The 19,762-nt window shown below is 54.2% G+C and carries 22 protein-coding genes; 12 read left to right on the top strand and 10 right to left on the bottom strand.

Annotated features, from left to right (window positions below; translation table 11 throughout):
• Positions 1–22: 22 nt before the first annotated feature.
• Positions 23–862 (bottom strand): MaoC/PaaZ C-terminal domain-containing protein, encoded by an 840-nt coding sequence (locus L2731_RS11685; protein WP_152619170.1) that lies wholly within the window; start codon positions 860–862, stop codon positions 23–25.
• A gap of 202 nt (positions 863–1,064) precedes the next feature.
• On the opposite strand from L2731_RS11685, the gene L2731_RS11680 reads away from it, so the two are divergent.
• The gene (locus tag L2731_RS11680) at positions 1,065–1,847 is read left to right on the top strand and encodes a methyltransferase (protein ID WP_249253260.1); all 783 of its coding nucleotides are present in this window, start codon (positions 1,065–1,067) and stop codon (positions 1,845–1,847) included.
• A gap of 8 nt (positions 1,848–1,855) precedes the next feature.
• On the opposite strand, the gene L2731_RS11675 is transcribed toward L2731_RS11680, so the two are convergent.
• Positions 1,856–2,488 carry a chemoreceptor glutamine deamidase CheD gene (locus L2731_RS11675; RefSeq protein ID WP_249253259.1) on the bottom strand — a complete coding sequence of 211 codons (633 nt, stop codon included), beginning with the start codon at positions 2,486–2,488 and terminating at the stop codon, positions 1,856–1,858.
• Positions 2,489–2,614: 126 nt separating this feature from the next.
• Positions 2,615–3,499, bottom strand: a complete 885-nt coding sequence (locus L2731_RS11670; protein ID WP_249253258.1) for a TraB/GumN family protein — start codon at positions 3,497–3,499, stop codon at positions 2,615–2,617.
• 48 nt (positions 3,500–3,547) lie between these two features.
• Between L2731_RS11670 and L2731_RS11665 the strand changes: the two genes are divergently transcribed.
• Complete coding sequence (locus L2731_RS11665; protein ID WP_041510853.1) at positions 3,548–3,859, top strand: hypothetical protein; 312 nt, start codon at positions 3,548–3,550, stop codon at positions 3,857–3,859.
• A 101-nt stretch (positions 3,860–3,960) separates the two neighbouring features.
• Entirely contained in the window at positions 3,961–5,733 is a 1,773-nt protein-coding gene (locus tag L2731_RS11660; protein WP_249253257.1) for a bifunctional diguanylate cyclase/phosphodiesterase, read from the top strand.
• A gap of 2 nt (positions 5,734–5,735) precedes the next feature.
• Here the strand turns inward: L2731_RS11660 and L2731_RS11655 are convergent, their stop codons facing one another.
• The gene (locus tag L2731_RS11655) at positions 5,736–6,257 is read right to left on the bottom strand and encodes a DUF3016 domain-containing protein (protein ID WP_249253256.1); all 522 of its coding nucleotides are present in this window, start codon (positions 6,255–6,257) and stop codon (positions 5,736–5,738) included.
• 248 nt (positions 6,258–6,505) lie between these two features.
• On the opposite strand from L2731_RS11655, the gene L2731_RS11650 reads away from it, so the two are divergent.
• Complete coding sequence (locus L2731_RS11650) at positions 6,506–6,814, top strand: hypothetical protein (protein ID WP_041510850.1); 309 nt, start codon at positions 6,506–6,508, stop codon at positions 6,812–6,814.
• A 198-nt stretch (positions 6,815–7,012) separates the two neighbouring features.
• Positions 7,013–7,312 carry a hypothetical protein gene (locus tag L2731_RS11645; RefSeq protein ID WP_239852812.1) on the top strand — a complete coding sequence of 100 codons (300 nt, stop codon included), beginning with the start codon at positions 7,013–7,015 and terminating at the stop codon, positions 7,310–7,312.
• Between the two features lie 21 nt (positions 7,313–7,333).
• Here the strand turns inward: L2731_RS11645 and L2731_RS11640 are convergent, their stop codons facing one another.
• Positions 7,334–7,843 (bottom strand): DUF4240 domain-containing protein, encoded by a 510-nt coding sequence (locus tag L2731_RS11640; protein ID WP_249253255.1) that lies wholly within the window; start codon positions 7,841–7,843, stop codon positions 7,334–7,336.
• A gap of 144 nt (positions 7,844–7,987) precedes the next feature.
• Here L2731_RS11640 and L2731_RS11635 point away from each other — a divergent pair, with 144 nt between their 5' ends.
• From L2731_RS11635 to L2731_RS11620, 4 genes are all read left to right on the top strand, one after another.
• Entirely contained in the window at positions 7,988–8,398 is a 411-nt protein-coding gene (locus L2731_RS11635; protein WP_249253253.1) for a hypothetical protein, read from the top strand.
• Positions 8,399–8,649: 251 nt separating this feature from the next.
• Complete coding sequence (locus tag L2731_RS11630; RefSeq protein WP_011864236.1) at positions 8,650–8,922, top strand: HU family DNA-binding protein; 273 nt, start codon at positions 8,650–8,652, stop codon at positions 8,920–8,922.
• A 239-nt stretch (positions 8,923–9,161) separates the two neighbouring features.
• Positions 9,162–9,854 (top strand): TorF family putative porin, encoded by a 693-nt coding sequence (locus L2731_RS11625; RefSeq protein ID WP_239852815.1) that lies wholly within the window; start codon positions 9,162–9,164, stop codon positions 9,852–9,854.
• Between the two features lie 328 nt (positions 9,855–10,182).
• The gene (locus L2731_RS11620) at positions 10,183–10,356 is read left to right on the top strand and encodes a hypothetical protein (protein WP_011864234.1); all 174 of its coding nucleotides are present in this window, start codon (positions 10,183–10,185) and stop codon (positions 10,354–10,356) included.
• A gap of 39 nt (positions 10,357–10,395) precedes the next feature.
• Here the strand turns inward: L2731_RS11620 and L2731_RS11615 are convergent, their stop codons facing one another.
• From L2731_RS11615 to L2731_RS11595, 5 genes are all read right to left on the bottom strand, one after another.
• Positions 10,396–11,853: a methyl-accepting chemotaxis protein gene (locus tag L2731_RS11615; RefSeq protein WP_249253251.1), complete on the bottom strand. Its 1,458-nt coding sequence runs from the start codon at positions 11,851–11,853 to the stop codon at positions 10,396–10,398.
• A 180-nt stretch (positions 11,854–12,033) separates the two neighbouring features.
• Positions 12,034–12,597 (bottom strand): chalcone isomerase family protein, encoded by a 564-nt coding sequence (locus L2731_RS11610; protein WP_239852825.1) that lies wholly within the window; start codon positions 12,595–12,597, stop codon positions 12,034–12,036.
• Positions 12,598–12,726: 129 nt separating this feature from the next.
• Positions 12,727–13,587: a hypothetical protein gene (locus L2731_RS11605; RefSeq protein WP_041510843.1), complete on the bottom strand. Its 861-nt coding sequence runs from the start codon at positions 13,585–13,587 to the stop codon at positions 12,727–12,729.
• 74 nt (positions 13,588–13,661) lie between these two features.
• Positions 13,662–14,843: a DUF5692 family protein gene (locus tag L2731_RS11600; protein ID WP_239852827.1), complete on the bottom strand. Its 1,182-nt coding sequence runs from the start codon at positions 14,841–14,843 to the stop codon at positions 13,662–13,664.
• A 62-nt stretch (positions 14,844–14,905) separates the two neighbouring features.
• Positions 14,906–15,811 (bottom strand): hypothetical protein, encoded by a 906-nt coding sequence (locus L2731_RS11595; protein WP_041510842.1) that lies wholly within the window; start codon positions 15,809–15,811, stop codon positions 14,906–14,908.
• Between the two features lie 985 nt (positions 15,812–16,796).
• On the opposite strand from L2731_RS11595, the gene L2731_RS11590 reads away from it, so the two are divergent.
• From L2731_RS11590 to L2731_RS11580, 3 genes are read left to right on the top strand one after another with little or no spacing between them, the layout of a single operon-like run.
• Positions 16,797–17,750 carry an HlyD family secretion protein gene (locus L2731_RS11590; RefSeq protein ID WP_249253249.1) on the top strand — a complete coding sequence of 318 codons (954 nt, stop codon included), beginning with the start codon at positions 16,797–16,799 and terminating at the stop codon, positions 17,748–17,750.
• Positions 17,750–18,742 carry an ABC transporter ATP-binding protein gene (locus L2731_RS11585; RefSeq protein ID WP_249253248.1) on the top strand — a complete coding sequence of 331 codons (993 nt, stop codon included), beginning with the start codon at positions 17,750–17,752 and terminating at the stop codon, positions 18,740–18,742. Before L2731_RS11590 ends, L2731_RS11585 begins: the two co-directional genes overlap by 1 nt.
• The gene (locus L2731_RS11580) at positions 18,729–19,739 is read left to right on the top strand and encodes an ABC transporter permease (RefSeq protein WP_249253247.1); all 1,011 of its coding nucleotides are present in this window, start codon (positions 18,729–18,731) and stop codon (positions 19,737–19,739) included. Before L2731_RS11585 ends, L2731_RS11580 begins: the two co-directional genes overlap by 14 nt.
• Positions 19,740–19,762 lie beyond the last annotated feature (23 nt).

Here is a 19,762-nt window from a genome sequence, read left to right as displayed (position 1 = left end):
TCGTAAAACTTGGTCCTGACACTTAGTCGTGAAACTTCACCTGTCCCGTCAGATGAGGTCTGCGTCCCTTGACGTCACGCAGTTCAAACATCAGGCCTTCGGCGCTCTCGGTGTCGAAATCGAAGCTCACCTGAGCCGGCATCAAGAGGGGTAACTTAAAGGCCACCTCTATGGTACAAGGCTTGTCGCCGATCTCTGGCATCAGCTGGGCGACACTTCTCGCCTTAGACCACATGCCGTGGGCCAACACGCGGTCGAAACCGAAACGCTTGGACAGCACAGGATGTAGGTGGATCAGATTATAGTCGCCCGACGCCTTGGCATAGCGACGGCCGAGATCTTCACTCAGCTCCCAGCTTACCGGATTAGACCAGCTCATTGGGGTCGCCTTAGGTGGACGGGCGCGCTTACCGCTGCCCTCGATACGATAGAGATAGGTCGATAGCGACTCCCACACCAGCTCGCCGCCGACGAAGGCGCGGGACACCAGCTCAAATTCCAGCCCAGAGTCCGTCATCTGGCTGCTGGTCAACTCACACTCGAGATCGTAACGTTCATCGACACCCGTGGTGCGATAACGGGTAATGCTGTTCTTGAGGTGGATCATCCCCAGCAAGGGGAAGGTAATTGCATCTAAGGTAAAGATGCTGGCATGCAGACGAAACACCATGACATAGAGATAGGTCAGGGGCAGCTGCTGGCCATCGAACTCGAAGCCACACACCTTGGCATATTGGGCGACCTTATCTGCGCGCACGGTCACCTGTGGACAGGTCACCTTAACATGGGGCAACGGCTGCTCATCCCAGCCTGGCTTTCGGCCAAAAAAGATCTTGCGATAAAGCGATAACAGCGACGGCATCGCCTTAAGTTCAACACAAATTTCTTTATTCACGCTATCCAAACCCTTCACACTTTACTCAGCCTAAAAATTGCAAGCCCGCGAGTATACCCCAAATTCACGCTTTTTACCTAAACCTTAAGTCTGTTTAATGCGCGCCGCCCGTGCCTATGGCAAAATAGCCCTCCTAATTTCAGTCAGCTTTTCCCATGGGCGTCACTCAGTGCAAGACAAAAACTTCGATGCATTAGCCGGTAAATTTGCCAAAAACATCTACGGTACCCCTAAGGGCGAGGTTCGCGCCGCCGTACTATGGCGAGATCTCTCCCAGGCCCTGACTCAGCTGCCCGAGGGGCCTCTGCGTATTTTGGATGCCGGCGGCGGCTTCGGCTTCTTCAGCCAGAAGCTGGCGAAGATGGGCCACAGCGTCACCCTGTGCGATATCTCCAGCGAGATGTTGGCCCTAGGCAAGGCGCAGATTGCAGCCTATGAGGAGAGCAGCGGCGAGAAACTGGATATCACACTGCTGCACGCACCGATCCAATCTCTGACCCGGGACGAACTTTGCCAGTTCGACCTCATCCTCTGCCACGCGGTCGCCGAGTGGCTCAGCGATGCCAGGCAGACGCTGGCCGATCTCACCCAGCTGTTAAAACCACAGGGCCTGTTCTCCCTCATGTTTTACAACAAGGAGGCGATGCGCTTTCACAGCCTGATCTCCGGCAACTTCGACTATGTGGCGGCGGATTTTAAGGTGAAGAAGAAGGTGGGGCTAACCCCTAGTTATCCCCTGTATATAGAGGATGTGCGCGCCTGGGTGACAGATTGGCAGATGGAGCTGGTATCGGAGTCGGGCGTTAGAGTGATCCACGATTATCTCAAGACCCACCAGCCCCCCAATGCCGATTTCAGCCAACTGCTTGAGATGGAGCTGCAATACTCGACTCACCCCGCCTACATAGGCCTGGGGCGATACGTCCACTTCATCATCCGTTGGCAAAGATAGCTAGCTCACTAGTCGAACAGCTCCACCTGGCTCTCGCCCTGAGCGGTGACTATCTGTTTCAGGTAGCGCTGCTCTTCGCTCATCATCTTAGTGATCCGCTCCGGCGACAGACGCATCAGCTTGACCTTGCCGCTATTGGGATGAAACAACACCTTTCGCGGCCAGGGGCCACCGAGATCTTCACTCACTATCTCAATCCCCTCGGTCTTGAGGTAGTTGTTCACGAAGCTGATGTTGGACTCGCCCACGTTCAGCACGCTGGATGTGGTCATCTGAGCACCGCCAAACACCTTGGCCTTGAGACGACTGCGCATGCCACCCAGGTTCAATATGCTGTTGATCAGCTGCTCCATGGCCCAGTTACCATAGCGGCAGGTATAACTGGTTAGCTGGTGCCAATCTTCATGGAGTTGCCGCTCGGGCAGCAGGAAATGATTGAGACCGCCTATCCCCAACAGAGGATCCCAGATGCAGGCCGCGACACAAGATCCCAGGCGGGTGAAGATCAGCTCATCATGGGCGGTGACATAGAAGTTACCTGGGTCGACACGGGCCACCACGGCGTCGTGGCGGGTATCCCACTGACGGGGGATAGCCTCAAACTCGGGTCGAACGGGGAAAAGGGGCGCCTCAGCCTGCATCTTGCCTCCCTGCATCGATGGACTTTACGCCCATCGATATTTTGGCCAATATTTATCCTGCCTAACAGTATAGCTAAACGACAGACATTGATGCCCTTCAGCTTGGCGCCGAGTTCTAAAAAGGAATCAGTTGCAGGCCGTCTGCCAGCAATTTTGAACCTTGGCCCCTTCAATGGCGGCAAACTTGGCGGGTATCCCCTTGTCGCCCACCACATGGCCGGCCCCCACCACCACAAACAGCGGCGACGGACCGTCTTGCTGCATCATCAAGGCGCGGATCTTGGCAGTCATCTGCTCGTTGCGCTGCCAGAGCATCTTGTCGATAAGCTCCTTATCACCATCATGCAGCATCTGCCCCTGCATCAAGTCATCTAGGGCGGCCTCATCGCCGCTGCGCCAGGCCCTTACCAGCAGCTCCATCTCCTCGTCAGGGGCATCGATCGCCTCGAGCACCATCTCCCACTGAAGCTTAGGACTGAACGAGGCCATCAGCTCAAACTGAAACTCGGTACTCTCCAGCTCGATCACGGGACGCTCACCATTCTTGCTCTGCAGCACCTGGTCTACGCCCCACTGCGCCCGGTAGCCCAGGGATGCAAAACGCATCACGCTAAACTGCATCGCCTGCATCCAGGGCGCATAGGCTTGCATTGGGGTGCAGATCTCGCTGCGGCTACGGCAATAATCAGCCAGGCGGGCCTGGGTCTTGGCATCTGCCGCCATCTGAGTCAGGCCATATTTGCGGATCAATCCCATGATATCTGCCTTGCTGGTATCGGCCTCGACCGCAAGTGCTCCCGACTTGGCAAAGGCCGTTTCTATCTGCTCCGCCATGGGATAAAAATCGGCCTGACCGATGTGAATGGATCCCAACAGATAGGTCTGTTTGCCTTGATAACTGAGCTTATAGAAGGGCGGTTTGTCGTCGCTCGCGGCCATCGCGCCGAGTGACATGATCCCTGTCAGTAATAAAATCCCTATGGTGAATAAACGCGGTCGACTTGTTGCCATCAGGCTTGCCCCTTATAATTCGGCTAAATTTTTCAACACGAGGCAGTTATGCCACATAGTCACCTCATTGAGCAACTTAAAGAGAACTTGCAGTTGGCCTATCGCCAGGCAATCGATGCCGATGCCAAACTGGATGAGTTAAAGAAGGCCGGCCACGGCAAGTTCACCACCATCTTCACCCAAGAAGAAGGCTTTAGCGCACGCAGCAACCGCTTCGGCCCCTATGTACAGGAGCTGGCCGACGACATGACTAAGCTGCCTAGCCAAGGCGATGGCCTGGCGCCGGCGCTTGAAACTTTCGTGCGTAAACTCGGGGTGCTGCTGCAGACCCTGCAGGCGTTTAAAAGCCAGGCCAAGTAACTAAAGCAACTGAATGAGCGGGTAACCTCATACTTTAGTGTCATATTGCTGTCATGGCCTGGTCCTAGAATCGCCCTACTTTTCGTAGGAGGCGGACCTAGATGACAGCAATCGACCTGAGCAGTGAACTGGATAAGATCATCGAGCATGAGAAGATCCATGTGCTGTTTCAGCCCATCTTCAACATCGCAAGCAATAAGCTGCACGGCTTCGAGGCCCTGAGTCGAGGCCCAGAGCATAGCGCCCTCTTCTCTCCTGTGCCCCTGTTTCAGACCGCTGCCCATGAGGGGCGCCTGTCGCAACTGGAAGAGATCTGCCGTCGTCACTCCATCAGGCAGTTTGACGCCCGCGAACTGCCGGGCAAGCTGTTTATCAACATCTCGCCAAAGGCCCTGTTGGAACCCAGCCACGCCAAGGGACTCACCTTAAGTTTGGTGCAGGAGCTTGGGCTGTCGCCGGATCAGATAGTGATAGAGCTGTCGGAGCAATACCCCGCCGATGATATCGATCTGCTCAAGGAGTGCCTCAACCACTACCGCAGCCAGGGCTTCCTGACCGCCATCGACGATCTGGGTACAGGCTATTCGGGATTGAGGCTCTGGTCAGAACTGGCGCCAGACTATGTCAAAATCGACCGCCACTTCATCCACCAGATTGACCAATCGCCGGTGAAGCAGGAATTTGTCCGCTCCATCATAGATCTCTGTCAGAGCCTGAGTTGTAAGGTGATTGCCGAAGGCATAGAGACACAGGCCGAGTTGGCCCTGCTGACCCAATTGGGGATCGTCTATTGCCAGGGCTACCTTTTGGGGCGACCCCAGACACAACCGACGCAGACCCTGGCGGCGATGGCGCCCCAGGAAACCCGGCAGCGGCAGACCCGCTACGCCGAATCGGCCGAAAGCCTGTCCACCCGTACCATATGTGTCTCCCCACAGACCAAGCTAAAGGCGCTTAGCGCCCGCTTCGCCCGCTCGCCTCATCTGCAGGTAGTCGCCATCGTCGATGCCAAGCAGCTGCCACTGGGCGTGGTCGACAGGGCGCAGTTGATGGAGCTGTTTAGCACGCCCTATGGCCGCGCCCTACACGAGAACAGCCCTGTGGCTGAGGTAATGAACGACAAGGTGCTGAAAGTACCCGCCTGCATGCCGATCTCCAAGGTGAGTCAATGCCTGACCGCCGAACATGGCACAGTGGCGCAACATTTCTTGGTGATGCGCGGCCAGCAACTGCTGGGGATAGGCCACACCAAAGATCTACTGCAACAGATCACTGAGCAGCGGATCAAGATGGCCCGCCACGCCAATCCACTGAGCGGTCTTCCCGGTAACATCCCCATCCAGGAGGAGCTGCAACGCCTGCGCCAGCAAGGCCGGGCCTTCTACCTGGCCTACTTCGATCTGTGCCACTTCAAGCCTTATAACGATCTCTACGGCTTCTGCCGGGGTGATGAGGTGATCCAATCCCTGGCGCAGCGTTTACAGCAGCAACTGGGCGCCGACCACTTTGTCCGTCATGTGGGCGGCGATGATTTTGTGGTGATCGGCACTAGCCAGGCGATCGTCGATGAGTGTCGTCGCCTGCTCCTCAGCTTCAACCAAGCCAGGGAGGCCTTCTACAGTCCCGACGACTGGCTGGCCCAGAGTGTAATGGCCGAAGACAGACAGGGACAGAGGGTGACTCATCCCCTGATCAGCCTATGTGTTGGCTTGCTACCGCCAGAGGTGACGCGTTACTGCGACGAGCAGGAGCTGTCGGCCTATAGCGCGGCGGCAAAAAAACAGGCTAAAGCCGCATTGAATGGCTTTAGCCTGTTTACGCCCGCGCCCAATGATGGGGCAATTGCTATGTATCGGCCGCTTAAGTTAGCTTAACCTTAAAGCTTGGGCTCCACCGTCTTCTTCAACCAATCGCTGAGCATCTTAGACTCATATCTCAGCGGCTTGTCATTCATGGTACCCGTGGTGTGCATGAAACTCATGTCTCTGAGTTTCTCGTCGCCGGCAATCACCACCTGTTCACCTTCGAGCACCTGATAACTAAAGGTCATGCGCGGCGGATAGATATCTTTGACTACTCGGATATCGTTTGGCGTCGCACCGAAAGTAGGGCGCACGTCGCCGGCCAGATCCACATCTGTCACCACCAGCTCCAGTTTCTGGTTGGGCTTAAGCGTCTTCTCGGCCGCCTTGTTGAGATTCTTCGTCAGGGTCTCGAACACACGCAGCTCGTAGCGAGATTGAATATCGCCTACCACCTTCACGTCACGATAGTTGTCCACATCCTGCCAAGAGATCTTCACCACTCCGGCCTCGGTGACCGGGTTCTCTTTGGCTTCTTCGGCGGCAAGGTTCAGCGACACCAGCGCCCCCACCAGGAGTAGAGATTGAAACTTCATATTTAGCCTCCTTAATCGCCCAAGCTTGGGACACCTATTGAGTCTTGTTACAACACTGAGTGTACAAAAGCTAACCTGAATATAGGCTTAATGTAAAACACTGGCGAACCTTTTCGCCGCCTTTTTACCTATTGGACAATCACGATTAACCCTTTTCTCCCGAGCCCACAGTTTTTGGCAGCCTTTGTATCAATTTGCTGCACCCCTGGGGTAGACTCTCAGACTCGGCAAGTCTACTAAGGTAAATCATGCAAAATCGATCCGCTCTGCTATTCGTCGTCATTATCTTCTCTCTACTGGCAGGCGCCCTCTATTGGATCACCGCAGAAGAGACCCAGCAAACGCCAGAGACCTGGTCGGCCTTCGTCTATGCCCACGGTTACAACTCGGGCCGCTACAAGAAAACCGATGACTTCGAGGACTATGAAAGCTGTAAGACCTTCGCCACCGAACAGGCTAAGGCGCTTGGCGATGTCTTGTGGGAGTGTGGACTAAGGTGCCGCTTCGACAACAGCCGTCAGGGCTTTCAGTGCGAGACCATGAAGAATCAGGAGTAAGTCGGCTCCCTTTTCTTCAGAGATCCACTGACCGACTCCACCTGTTCGTTTTTTATTCAGCTCCTGTTCAAGCAATTGTCATTAACATAGGTATCAATTAAACCGCAGGGGCAGTCTGCAGGCGCACAACAAAGCGCAATAGCATGGCCCGGTTAGCGGCAAAGAATCGAACTTAAGATACTGACAGGAGCTATGACAATGAGCCAACTCACCCGCACAAGATTCTCAGGGAAATTCGCCCTATTGGCCTCGCTAATTCTTGGTTTCGCCTTTATCTCGGGCGTTAACGCCAATGAGCTGACCGACAGCGAACGCGCCGCGGTAGCAAAACACTTCCAGATTCTGGATAAGCAGCAAGAAGCGAGCGACAACCAGAGGCTCGACAGCTTCCAGGCAGACCTGGACAACCAGCTTGACAAGGCCGAGGAAGCCTTTATGGAAGACGCCTGCGCCGAACATGAGCTGCAGTTCGACAACGACAGCCAGGTCTGCTACTAAACCTGACTCGCCGAGACGCCGCTAAAAGGGAAACAACTGAAACAGCTGGGGGTAAGTCGCCTTCAGCTGTTTTTTCTTGTGCGAAAACTTCTTACCCTGAGGTGTCGCCTGGCCAGAAGGCACAAAGGGCAACTCCTCGCCGGTACGATCCTCATAGATCTGCCCGGCAAGCAGATCGTAATCTTCCACGAAGGGATAGGCATAGCCGTCCTTCTCAGGCCAGGCTGGCAGCTGCGCCAATGCATCTGGCTCCAGCAGTATCCGCTCGAACCACTCCTGGCCCAGCGAGATTAAGAAAGCACGAAACTCGGCAAAACCATACTCGCTGTCGCAGCCCGTGACGATATAAGCCGCCCCCCAGAGCGACCAAAGATAGGCCCTCCGCATCTGCTGGGAAAACAGCTTATCGAAGGCCGCCAGCTCCTCGTTACTCAACTCGGTCAGCTTGGCCTTAAGCTCGACCGCCAGGCTTTCCTGATCCTGCTGTGGTTCGCTGCGGGTCACTAACTGCCAAAATTCACTCTCTGTCATGGGGTTCTCACGCTATCTAAGTCCGCCACATCTTACCTTAACCGGCAACGCTGAGCAGCATAGACAGGCAAATTAGGCAAAGCATTGGACTAACTTGCACCATTTTTCTACACTGCGGGGCAAATCATTCACCCAAGAGCCAAGATGAACCGACCGACTCCCAGCATACTGCTACTGATCGCCCTCTATATCGTTATCGCCATTTTCGCCGGCTGGCGCGCGTTAGACAGCCAGACACTCGATCTCTTTACCCTGGGTGTGATCCCTGTGCTGTTCGGGCTGATCGCACGCACCAACTGGGCTAGCCTGGTGCTGAAGATCTATATTGGCATACAAACCCTGGGGTTCACGGCGCTTGGAGCCACGGCGGTGATCGCCTATCAGATCACCCCTGAAGACGTTAAGGTGGTGGTGCGTGGTCAGGAGCTGCCTATCTGGGCTATCGCCCTGGTGGTCACCATACTCTTGAGTTTTCAGTGGTATATGGCCTTCTCTAAGAGCATGAAACAGTATCTGCCACAAGCGGCGCAAACAAGCGATAAGCGCGAGGCTTAAATAATCCCCCTGGTAAATGAGCCAAATAAGGCCCAAGCCTTGTCTGGTGAGCCTTTCAAGCCAAGAGTGGGAAATATCGGCCACTTTTTGCTGCCACTAAGGTAAATTTTTACTGAATTTGACTGAAAGCACCCTTTGGGCGCATAAAACCGCTTTCATTATAGGGATGCTTGTGGCATGTTAAGTCCAGCAATTGCAAGTATCTAATGTAATTGGTATTACTAAATCTACGGAAAGAAGAGACTATCCAAATGAATAAAACTGAACTTGTTGCAAAAATAGCGGAAAGCGCTGAACTCACTAAAGCTGAAGCTGCTCGCGCCTTAAAGTCTTTCGAAGAAACGGTAGCGGAAGCGATGAAGAACGGCGAAAAAATCTCTATTGTAGGTTTTGGTTCTTTCGAGACCACTAGCCGTGCAGCACGTACAGGCCGCAACCCACAGACGGGCAAAGAAATTCAGATCCCAGCGGCTGTAGTACCTAAGTTTAAAGCCGGTAAGACGCTAAAAGACAGCGTAAACTAAATCGGTATTTAATCCGTCGAAAAAACCTCCGCCATGGAGGTTTTTTTATGCACCTTCCTAGTGCACCCTCTGCCTCATTTTTAATCAATCGCTAGCCTACCTCTGACACAAATAAAATAACCAATTGAAAAATAACCAATAAATATTTGGCACACTCTTCGCTATAGCTTGTACGCGGCCTGACAATACTCATAACAACAGGCAAGGCCGCTCCCATAGACCAATAAGAAGGAATGAGTATGAAACAAGCATTGCGAACCCTAAGCCTACTCGCGGGCACCTTGATAGTGGCCTTACCTACCAGCGCTAGCGTCACGGGCAACATTGGTGCGACCTCCAACTACTTGTGGCGCGGTGCCACACAGACAGGAGACGCACCCGCGGTTCAAGGCGGCATAGACTTCGAACACGAAAGCGGCCTTTACTTAGGCACATGGGCTTCTAATGTGGATTTCGGTGACGACACCAGCTACGAGATCGACTTCTACGGCGGCTATGCGGGCAGCGTGGGGGAAGATTTTGGCTATGACATCAGCTATCTCTACTACGCCTATCCCGACAGCGATTCGAGCATAGACTTCGGTGAAGTCACCCTGGCCCTGAGCTGGAAGTGGTTTAGCCTCGCCTACTCACAGGTAGTCAATGCCGATAGCGATGTGGCAGCCGATCCTTTCGATGAGAAAGATCTCAGCTACATCAACGCAGGTGTCAGCTTCCCGCTATCGGAAACCCTGTCATTCTCGGCGCACTATGGCTACTCCAGCGGCGATGTGGTCAACGCCTGGTTCGATACCGACAACTATGCCGACTACTCCCTCTCTCTGGATAAGGAGACCGACTTTGGTACCATCTCCTTCTTGGTCAGCGATACCGACCTCGACGGTGACGATCCGAAAGTGGTGGTAGGCTACAGCTATAGTTTCGATTTGTGATCTAAATTTAAATGAGTTGCCACTAATTTAGCTGGCAACTCACTATTATTCTGTAATTATTCCATTTAAAAACAATTAATTAATATCCAAGCACTCACCAACACCCTCCGCTTTTGTCGAGAAAATCGACAAATACAAATGTGTTAACTCGATCAAACAAAAATTGAAAATCCCCTGCTATTTTTCTCATTAGCGCTCGCTAATGTGCCCAGGCCTTAGGACGCTAAACTAGCTAACGCTTTGACTCAGTTAACTTTATGTTAAAGCGGCTCAGTGCTAAGCAGCACCAAATGAGTGCTCAAGCACTTTATTTGACGAGGATTTCACTATGGCTCAGTTACTCGATGTTATTCCGAACGATGCTGAAATCGAAGCGATCACAGCACCCAAAAACCCTAAGGCCGCCTGTGAGCTGCAACACAGACGCGAAGTCAAACGTCGCCTGGAAGAGTTACTCGAAGAGGCGGCCCTCAAACGCGCCATGGGGGGCGATTTCTACTGAAAGTTAGCGATTAGGGTAGGCCATCCCTACCCTTAGATGCTAACCCGCCTGGCAGTGAACAACCTTAGTCAGGCTATTGGCTAACGCCTGCAGCTGCTCAACCCGCTTGGCCAACTGCTCGCCCTCAATAGCAACCGATTCGGATACTTGGTTAGTGCCCACCACACTGCTAGCCACCTCGCTGCTGGCACAGTTTAGCTGGGTGAGCGCCTCTCCTTGCTGGGTCATTAACCCCGCCAGTTGATTAACGTCGTGGACCACACTGGCAATCTGGTCGATGATCTGCGTCAGCTCCTCCGCACTCTGCTCTATCACTCTTTGCCCTTGAATCACCTCGTCACGGCTGTTGCCGAGCAGCTGGCGTATCTCTATCGCAGAGCGGTTACTCTTAGCCGACAGCTCCCTGACTTGTTCCGCCACCACGGCAAAGCCTCGTCCATACTCGCCGGCCCTGGCCGCCTCAATTGCCGCGTTTAGCGCCAGTAGATTCGTTTGCTCCGCCACTGAGGTAATGAGATCGGCGACCGAGACTATCTCCTGGTTGCTTTTCAGTATCGCCGCAATCGCGTTGGTGGACGCCTCTAAGGATTGGGCGCTATTGGCCGCCCGGCGATCGATAGATTGGCAGCGCCCCTTTAGCTCCTCCATAAACTGTTCAGATTGGCGCATGTCTTGGGTCATCTGCGACACCTGCTGACTCATCTGCTCGGCCGCACTGGCCTGAGATTCGCAGTTCACATTAAGCTGAGTCACCTGCCGATGAAGTGTCAACGCCTGGGTGTCCAGCGCGGTGGCGACGCCAGACAGGGCCGAGGCATCCTCACTCGCCTGAGTCAGCACCTGTCCGAGGCGCTGCTCGCCCGCCTGCGCCTTGGCGGCGCTCGACTGCATATTTTGCTGTGCTTCGGCCTGCGCCTGATTGGCCTTAAACCGGGCCGCGCAGCTATAACCCTGCGCGACGACTATGACCACAAGCGGGAGTATCATGCCACTCCAGGCCTCTATGGCCTCCCCGGCTTCAGACAAAGCTATGGTCACCACTATCTGCTGCTGCAATCCCTGCTGCACCATCACGGCCGACAGGGCGATAACGACCAGACTCCAAAGGGTCGCCATGACTAAATTGGCGGTGAGATAGAAGGCGATAATCAACACAGCAACCCAGAGGCTCTGGCTGGAGGTGAGTATGCCACCTCCCTGGTAGATAACGTTGAGGGCATGCAACACCATGCCAAAGAAGCCCAGGTTTAACGCCAGGTTTATCTGCCGCAGAAAGCGAATCGTCGCGGCGGCGATCACCTCGACGGAGATTAAGATCATCGAGGTGATCATCAACAGGGTATGGGGCTGCTGGGCCCATTTCATCAGGCTATATAGCCCTGTAAACAGGCAAAGCAGCGTGAAGAACAACAGGGTATCGACCAAACGAACTTGATCATCATTCCAGCCATGGCGCTTTGGGAAAAACAACTTGCGCCAGATAGCGAGAGGGGTCATAGGCTTTGCTCTCCTGCCACGTTAGAACTCAGGCTCGAGTTAAGCCAGCCTGTCGCTAATCAGCATGACGTTGCATTGCAACCACCGGGTGAACAGGAGTGGCTCATCGACACTGGCTCATTTGATAGAGGCAAGTCTGATGGCACATCAAATGCTGACCGCAACAGGCCGACTTAAAACTTACCCTTTAAGCATCTCTTTCTTTAGCCCTTTATCCGTTGGATTGTCACCCAACCAAATCGCGAGCACGGCCTTACGGAAATCTTCGCCACTGGTGACCGACAGCTGCTGACCATTTTTATAGCTGACAATCCCAGTACCCGGTACGCTCACTAAGGTAAATTGATCGCCCTCCTTGATCGGCTCGGCAAAGGTCGCAATAAAGGAGTTGATGCTATCGGCAATGGCGCTGGTGTCTCCATCGGTCGCGCGGTCGAAGCCATCATGCATCGCCTCGGTCATCTTCTCTGAGGTGATCATGCCCGAGGTGATGTTGAGCCGAATCGCGGAAATTTGTTCGCCATCGACTACATTGGCGGCCTGATCGGTAGGACCAACCGTATAGAGGGATCCCACATAGAGATCCATGAAGAACTTACTGCGAACACCTGCACCATTAAGTTGCAGCACCTGCTCCTGAGAGGTCATGGTGTCGGCAACATCAACCCCCGCCACCTCGACTGCCGACACAGCAGAGGTACTCAACAACAGCACACTCGCCAATAATAAACTCTGTTTTTTCATTTGTGACTCCATCGAATTCCAGGCCGTGGCGGGAGGCTAGGCCACTCATAGCGAGCCTTCCGCACACGACATAATAAAAAGGCACTAACGCCGAACTGGGGAGCAAAACGCTAGCGCAAAGGGCACCAGCTAGAATGCGTGGTTGTACTCGATCCAGTAGCTGTCATCCGTGCTGTCACTATTGTCCGTCTTAAAGTTCACACGAATGTTTTGACGCTTATTCATCTGGTAGGCCACCGAAATTTCACCATTGAAACTGGCCATTTGTAACCCACCATCCATGATGTCATCGCTCCAGCCCTTACCCTGAATCTCATCGGTATAAGAGGCGCTCACCAGGGTCCACCAGTGATCGTTAAAGGCATAGCGAGCGTAAACCATGCCGGTCAGAATGAGTGACGGCACATCGATGCCGCTGCTCGATACCGCGGTACTAGCGGCCATATCAGGCGGCAAGATCTGCGACATGTTATCTTCAACTACCACGGCGCCGGCATAGAGAATCGGCCAGATGTAGAAGCTGTCTGTCACTGGAATCGTCATCACGGGACCCGCCTGAATCACCGCCATGTTGCCGTAGAAGGGATGGTCCGCCAGGATGGCATCGATCGACCAGCCGGTGCCATTGGTTGTGTTAATGGTGCCGTAGCGCATACGATATGAACGCTTGCTGGTCTCGTCGTTAAAGGTTGGGATCATGCCGTAATCAGGGTGAGCCACCATGCCTGTGAACTGCGGCGTCTTGTCTCCCTCATTGAAGATGTTTTTCGCCTCGAAGATCACCCCTGTTTTTTGTCCCGAGGTGGCCGTCTTTTCAGACAGCATCAACTGCGCCTTAAAATTTGCACCTTCACTACCATAGGAAGCCCCCAAAGAGGTATACACATCCGTTGGGTTAGACATATCGATATCGGCATCATCTGCCGCCATCGCGCTGAAACCACAAGTCATTGACGCTACAACCGCAACACTTAAAAGATGCTTTTTCATAATTGACTCCATCGTCATCATTTGATCTATTTGTTATAAAAAATCGGTTTTAATCACTTGTCGCATTACGGCGGTTAACTTGCCGCAGCCAGTGCCTGACGGCGCTTCCACTTGCCAGTAAAGAAGACATAGGCATATGCACTGTTAATCACGAAACTTGCCAGCCCGGCGGCAAGCATGAGCTCATCGTTACGTGGCATTGGCACCACGTTGCTTTCGTACATGAATGGGCAGCTGAAGTAATACATGAAGGAGCCGGCCAGCGTGAACGCACGCGCCTGCAACCAGGTACCCTTCTTGATGAACAGCGCGGGCAGTGTCGCGGCGATCAGCACCATCATCTGCGCCGTCGCAGAACCCGGGAAGTTGAGGTAAACGAAGACGATGTTCCAAACGTCATAGGCAATGATCCAGAAGGTGGTCATCGCGGGCCAAATCATGTCTTGCTGCTTAGACTTGTCGGCAAAGATCTGCGCCCAGCCCGCCAGCGTGATGATGGACAACACGCCGCCAATGGCGTTGAGGATATTAGCGAGGTTACCCATACTAAAATCCTGCATAACGGCTTCTGAAATGTTGATGGCGAGGAAGGCGGCCGCGCCAAACTTGGCCCACTTCATATCCCCTATCTTGGTAAAGCGGATCAAGGTAAATAGCGCGGCGGCGCCCACCACAGAATAGAGCTTGACCCACTTGAACCAATAGGTCACACCATAGCTGGACCACAATGGAATCAATACGATGGGCAGAATAAACCACAGCAGGTAGTTGCTGTACTTGAAGCGACGACATAGCTCGTTGAGCAGCATCAAGCCAATCAGCACCAAAAGCACGTGTCCGAAGGCGCGGTTTTGATACCACTTGTGGATGTTAAAGCCATCGCCATCCAGGCTAAAACGCATGGTCTCGGCTTCGACGAAGCTGATCTTTGCGCCATCGAAGTCGGTGATCAAGGCGCCTGGCTGACTGGCGATAGTCAGGTCATGACCCGACAATGCCCAGTGCTGAATCTCGCTATGGTTAAAGCCACCCGACTGCTTGATGACCTGAACCGTATCATCGCTGCCAAATTCGAGGCGATAAAACAGGCTGCCTTCCCCCGGCTTACCGTCTCGCGTTCCCTGCCAAACCTGCCCCTGAATATTGTCCAGATGCGATGTCGCATCTAAGGCGTCGTCTGCGTAGCTAACTGAGCTGCATAGCATCAGTAACATGGCAAACATAGTGCTAAATATCTGTTTCACCCTGAGTTTCATAATTTCACTCTCTCAATCGTGATGCTTAGATGAGGGGCGCCACCTAGCGGCGCCCTAAGGTCTTAAGCCGTGGTTAGTTGTTGCTGTTTTTCCGGCGTATCTTTGTAGTACTCATTAAGCATCGGCGGCTCGTTGTCCCCCGTAGGCGGCTCGCCTGTTGGGCTAGTGCGTTGCTTATTGAAGTACCAGATGGCAAATGGAACGTGCAGACACAGGTTGATCGCGCCCCACACCCAGAGCACTGTGTCGTTGGCCCAGCTGGTCGAATCCATCACAGGCGTGAAGATGTCGGCATTGGCGCGAACCAGAATGTGGAAGGCTAAGGTGTACACACGAGCGATGATGTAGAGCTCGGGTCGTCCCTTGATGATGGGGTACAGCTCTGCCGCCATTAAGATACAGAAGGAGCTGGCGAAGTAGCCTGGGTTCTCACCAAACACGAAGGCCAGGTTCCATGTGGTGTAGAGGAAGTTCCACGCCGCAGTCGAATAAAACAAGAGATCATTGGGCTTGTCTCGACCTATCACCCAATACATGCGCTGGCCGTTCTTGTAACGAGGGAACGGAATGGTGATACACAGAATCACACCACAGATAGCATTGAAGTAATTGGCGGTCACAAAGTCTTTAGCCGTTGCCTCGGCAATGTTGAGGAACAACACGGCGTACAACACCTTGAGCACCCAGTCGCCCCTGAAGAACGCCAGCACCCTATTTGGATTGTCATAGTAGAGATAAGCGATGCGAGCGCCGCCTACCACGATAGCGGTAGGGATCAGTACACTCACGGTTTTCGCCCAACGGAACCATCCGTCGAGGTTATCCGCCCATAAGGGCGCGGTCAGTAATGACAACAGCCAAAAGGCTGCCGTTAATCGAGGTGTACGGCGCATGCCCTCCACCAACACGAGCAAGAACACTATGTATCCGCTCATCGAAACAACATATTGCCAGACAGGTATGTCCATAACGCCTCCTGAGTTAACTTGATTCAGGTTGACGTTTACATCGACGCTAACCTGAACAACTTATAGAGTAATTACTCTAAATTAGAGTCTTTACTCTAATTTTTCTTTTTCGCACTTAATGAGAGCGGCCTCACATTGCGGTCAAGTTCAGGGGGGTAAATGTGAACATTTTGCAACGAGATGTGATCCTGGTAACAAAGTCGATAAGATTTAATTAATGGATAACAGGCAAACGCAAACGAACACCCGCATTAAGAAGCGAGAAAGGGGAAAACTCAAAACAGATAGCAATGAGGCAACACGCAAACAAAACAAAAACAACCAAAAATCAGCTGGTTACCAGGGGTGGCAAGTTAAAAAACAATAAGATACACGCTAATTGCGCCAACCTCTCACAAGAAAGTGCGGCGCTCACATTACTTTTACACTCTCTAGGCGAAATGCGGTCAACCTAGAGGAGAAACCAAAAGAAACGCCTTAATACCACCCGCCAAGACACTGAGATGTTAACAAACCGATAAGTGACAGCCTTGCACCAAACGACGCCTAACCAAGGACCCAAACCACTTAAATGCGTAAGAAAAGGCTCGCCACCAAGCCTAATCGCAACCTGGATAGCGATGTTATCGCCCTTCAATTGTTGTCATCTCTCCTCCAAAAATTGTTCGAAACAAAGAAAAACAGCCTAGCGCCATAGGTCGAAGCCACTCACCACTTAGCGCCAGCAAGCCTAGCAACTCAATCCAAGAATCATCCATCTCAAACACAAAAAACGCGCCCTATTAGGACGCTCTTTGCTGTGCAACACAGGCCTTAATCTGGTTCAGGCTTAATCTTGTTCCGTCTTAAAGTGACTTATCAGGTCGAGCCGAGGGCTTGTTAAGATTCCCCTTCTCCACTGGTTAAGTTGGTGTAAGATTAAATTCAGTACATAACTTATTGATAGTCATAATTCTTCCGGGCAGTTTATCTGCAAGAGGTCATCATGACGCTGAGTAAATCCTTACGCCTTCTCGCCCCGCTGCTCCTGCTACTTAGCGGCTGTCAGGGCGCCGAACCTCCCCAGGCCCTGGGCACCTTAGAGCGCGACCGGGTACTGCTGCGCGCCACCACCTCAGAGATCATCACGGCACTGCCCAAACGCGAGGGCAGCCAGGTCAACGAAGGCGAGTTGCTGCTACAGTTCGACACCCGCAAACAAACCGCCCGCGTCGCCAGCGCCGAGGCTCAGTGGCAGAAGGCCCAGGCCTATCTGCTCAGACTCACCAATGGTGAGCGCCCCGAAGATATCGCCAGCGCCCAGGCCAATCTGGAGCGTGCCACCGCCGCCATGGTACAGGCGGAGAAGACCTACAGGCGCATCGACAAGCTCAAGCGACAGAACCTGGTGAGCCAGCAGGAGCTGGATCAGGCCGTTGCCAGCCGGGATCAGACCATCGCCGAACACAACGCCGCCAATGAGGCCCTGAGCAAGCTGATTGTCGGCGTGCGCCAGGAAGATATTCAGCAGGCCCAGGCCGCCCTGGATGCCGCCGCGGCCGAGCTGGATCTGGCGCGGCAACTGCTGGATGACCTCAGCATCACGGCGACCCGCAGCGGCCGCCTCGACAGCCTGCCCTTTAACCTGGGGGAGCGAGTGCCCGCCAACGCCGTGGTGGTGGCGATTCAGGCCGACCAGGCCGCCTATGCCCGGGTCTATATTCCCGCCCCAGCTATGGCCAAACTCACCATAGGAATGCAGCTAAAAGTCCATGTCGACGGTCAGGAGCAGCCCTTCAGCGGCACACTGCGCTGGCTAAGCAAGGAGCCGGCCTTCACTCCCTATTACGCCTTGAATCAGCAGGACAGGTCTCGCCTCGTCTATCTGGCGGAGTTCGATCTCGACGACTCGGCCCAGCGCCTGCCCACGGGGATCCCCGCCCAGGTGGAGCTACCCTGATGCAGCCAAATGCGGATCTGGCCATAGATGCCCGCGGCGTCGATAAGCAGTTTGGCGATCTCTTTGCGGTGGCCGAGCTGGATCTACAGGTGCAGAAGGGCCACATCTACGGCTTTCTCGGCCCCAATGGCTGCGGCAAGTCCACCACAATACGCATGCTCACCGGCCTTCTGACCCCTACCCGAGGCGAGATCTCCGTGCTCGGCATGGCCATCCCCCAGCAGGCCGAGGCACTCAGGCGACGCATCGGTTACATGACCCAGAAATTCTCCCTCTACGAAGACCTGAGCGTCAGGGAGAACCTGCAATTTATCGCCGACATCTATGGCCTGGGTGCCAGGGAGAGCAAACGCAAGATAGATGAGCTGATCGATACCTATCATCTCGACGCCCAGCGCCAACAGCTAGCGGGCACCCTCAGCGGCGGGCAGAAGCAGCGCCTGGGGCTGGCCTGCGCCTGTATCAACGAACCAGAACTGCTGTTTCTCGACGAACCCACCTCGGCGGTGGATCCCCAGAACCGACGCGACTTCTGGGAACAGCTATTCGATCTCTCCGAGCGCGGCACCAGCATACTGGTCACCACCCATTACATGGATGAGGCGCAGCGCTGCCACCAGCTGGCGATCATGGAAAGCGGCCACATTCGCGCCAAGGGCAATCCTCAGGCGCTACTCGAGGCGATGCCGCTGCATGTCATAGAGATAGCCGGCCACAGGCTACGCCAGCTAAAGTCACACCTGAGCCAGTTCGGCGAGATCCCCTCCACTGCCCAGCTCGGCGACCGCCTGCGGGTCTTGGTAGACAAGCAGATAGCAGATCCCATCCCCTGGCTGCTGGAGAAGAGTCGCACCATGACAGGGCAACCGACGCCTGAACCGCTGAGCGCCAATCAGTTAAGCCTGGTCTCGCCCAACCTAGAAGATCTCTTCGTATCCGTCACAGGCAAAGGACTCAAAACCTCTCGGGAGGCTGAAGATGTTACTGGCTAGCCTGAGGCGGATAAAGTCGATCACCACCAAGGAGATCCGCCAGCTCAAGCGGGATCGCATCACCTTCGGCATGGTGGTGATGATCCCCCTAATCCAGCTGCTGCTGTTTGGCTATGCCATCAATACCGATGTGCGTAACGTGCCCGTGGTCGTGGTGGATCAGAGCCACTCCGCCGCCGGTCGCTGGATAGTCGAGGCGATCAAGGTGACTCAGGTGGTCAGCATAGAGAAGCACTACGCCAGTGCCGAAGAGGCCGAGGCCGCCATTACCCGGGGTGAGGTACGCGCGGCGCTGATCCTGCCGCCCAACCTCACCCAGAAGCTGGCCAACGGCGAAACCCTGGGACAATGGGTGGTCGACGGCTCGGATACCATGGTTGCCTCGGCGATCAGCCAGCTGAGAAACATGCCTCTGGATCAGATCACAGGGCAAGACACACAGAGGCTGCCCACCTTCGAGATCGCCCTCTTCTATAACCCAGAGCAGCGCTCGGCGGTCAACATAGTACCGGGGCTGATCGCGGTGATCCTCACCATGACCATGATCCTCTTTACCTCGGCAGCCATAGTACGAGAGCGCGAGCGCGGCAACCTGGAGCTGCTGATCACCACGCCCATCAAGCCGCTAGAGCTGATGCTGGGTAAGATAGTGCCCTACATCTTGGTGGGCTTGGTGCAGATGACCATCATCCTCGGCCTGGGGCTGATCATCTCCACCATCGCCAAGACGCAACTGCAGGCGATGCAGATGACCATCTTCATCATACTGCCCACTATCTTGTTGTCAGGCTTCATGTTTCCCTTCGAGGCCATGCCCAGGCCGGCCCAGTGGATCGCCGAGCTTCTGCCCGCCACCCACTTCATGCGCATCATACGCGCCATCGTGCTGCGAGGGGGCAACCTGAGCGACATGCAGTTCGATGCCCTCTGGCTTATCGGCTTTACCCTGGTCGGCATCCTAGTGGCCTCGCTGCGCTTCAATAAGCGTCTCGACTAGTCATATGAGCAACAAAAAAAGCG

Origin of the sequence: Shewanella aquimarina (genome assembly GCF_023349185.1) — a bacterium.
Taxonomy (GTDB): Bacteria; Pseudomonadota; Gammaproteobacteria; order Enterobacterales; family Shewanellaceae; genus Shewanella; species Shewanella aquimarina.
Note: the sequence above shows the minus strand (reverse complement) of the source record. Positions and strands in the feature narration are given on the sequence as shown.

Excerpts from the sequence above, each read along its gene's own strand:
- L2731_RS11685 (WP_152619170.1), bottom strand. The coding sequence starts at position 862 with ATGCCGTCGCTGTTATCGCTTTATCGCAAGATCTTTTTTGGCCGAAAG.
- L2731_RS11675 (WP_249253259.1), bottom strand. The coding sequence starts at position 2,488 with ATGCAGGCTGAGGCGCCCCTTTTCCCCGTTCGACCCGAGTTTGAGGCT.
- L2731_RS11670 (WP_249253258.1), bottom strand. The coding sequence starts at position 3,499 with ATGGCAACAAGTCGACCGCGTTTATTCACCATAGGGATTTTATTACTG.
- L2731_RS11665 (WP_041510853.1), top strand. The coding sequence starts at position 3,548 with ATGCCACATAGTCACCTCATTGAGCAACTTAAAGAGAACTTGCAGTTG.
- L2731_RS11660 (WP_249253257.1), top strand. The coding sequence starts at position 3,961 with ATGACAGCAATCGACCTGAGCAGTGAACTGGATAAGATCATCGAGCAT.
- L2731_RS11655 (WP_249253256.1), bottom strand. The coding sequence starts at position 6,257 with ATGAAGTTTCAATCTCTACTCCTGGTGGGGGCGCTGGTGTCGCTGAAC.
- L2731_RS11650 (WP_041510850.1), top strand. The coding sequence starts at position 6,506 with ATGCAAAATCGATCCGCTCTGCTATTCGTCGTCATTATCTTCTCTCTA.
- L2731_RS11645 (WP_239852812.1), top strand. The coding sequence starts at position 7,013 with ATGAGCCAACTCACCCGCACAAGATTCTCAGGGAAATTCGCCCTATTG.
- L2731_RS11640 (WP_249253255.1), bottom strand. The coding sequence starts at position 7,843 with ATGACAGAGAGTGAATTTTGGCAGTTAGTGACCCGCAGCGAACCACAG.
- L2731_RS11635 (WP_249253253.1), top strand. The coding sequence starts at position 7,988 with ATGAACCGACCGACTCCCAGCATACTGCTACTGATCGCCCTCTATATC.
- L2731_RS11630 (WP_011864236.1), top strand. The coding sequence starts at position 8,650 with ATGAATAAAACTGAACTTGTTGCAAAAATAGCGGAAAGCGCTGAACTC.
- L2731_RS11625 (WP_239852815.1), top strand. The coding sequence starts at position 9,162 with ATGAAACAAGCATTGCGAACCCTAAGCCTACTCGCGGGCACCTTGATA.
- L2731_RS11620 (WP_011864234.1), top strand. The coding sequence starts at position 10,183 with ATGGCTCAGTTACTCGATGTTATTCCGAACGATGCTGAAATCGAAGCG.
- L2731_RS11615 (WP_249253251.1), bottom strand. The coding sequence starts at position 11,853 with ATGACCCCTCTCGCTATCTGGCGCAAGTTGTTTTTCCCAAAGCGCCAT.
- L2731_RS11610 (WP_239852825.1), bottom strand. The coding sequence starts at position 12,597 with ATGAAAAAACAGAGTTTATTATTGGCGAGTGTGCTGTTGTTGAGTACC.
- L2731_RS11605 (WP_041510843.1), bottom strand. The coding sequence starts at position 13,587 with ATGAAAAAGCATCTTTTAAGTGTTGCGGTTGTAGCGTCAATGACTTGT.
- L2731_RS11600 (WP_239852827.1), bottom strand. The coding sequence starts at position 14,843 with ATGAAACTCAGGGTGAAACAGATATTTAGCACTATGTTTGCCATGTTA.
- L2731_RS11595 (WP_041510842.1), bottom strand. The coding sequence starts at position 15,811 with ATGGACATACCTGTCTGGCAATATGTTGTTTCGATGAGCGGATACATA.
- L2731_RS11590 (WP_249253249.1), top strand. The coding sequence starts at position 16,797 with ATGACGCTGAGTAAATCCTTACGCCTTCTCGCCCCGCTGCTCCTGCTA.
- L2731_RS11585 (WP_249253248.1), top strand. The coding sequence starts at position 17,750 with ATGCAGCCAAATGCGGATCTGGCCATAGATGCCCGCGGCGTCGATAAG.
- L2731_RS11580 (WP_249253247.1), top strand. The coding sequence starts at position 18,729 with ATGTTACTGGCTAGCCTGAGGCGGATAAAGTCGATCACCACCAAGGAG.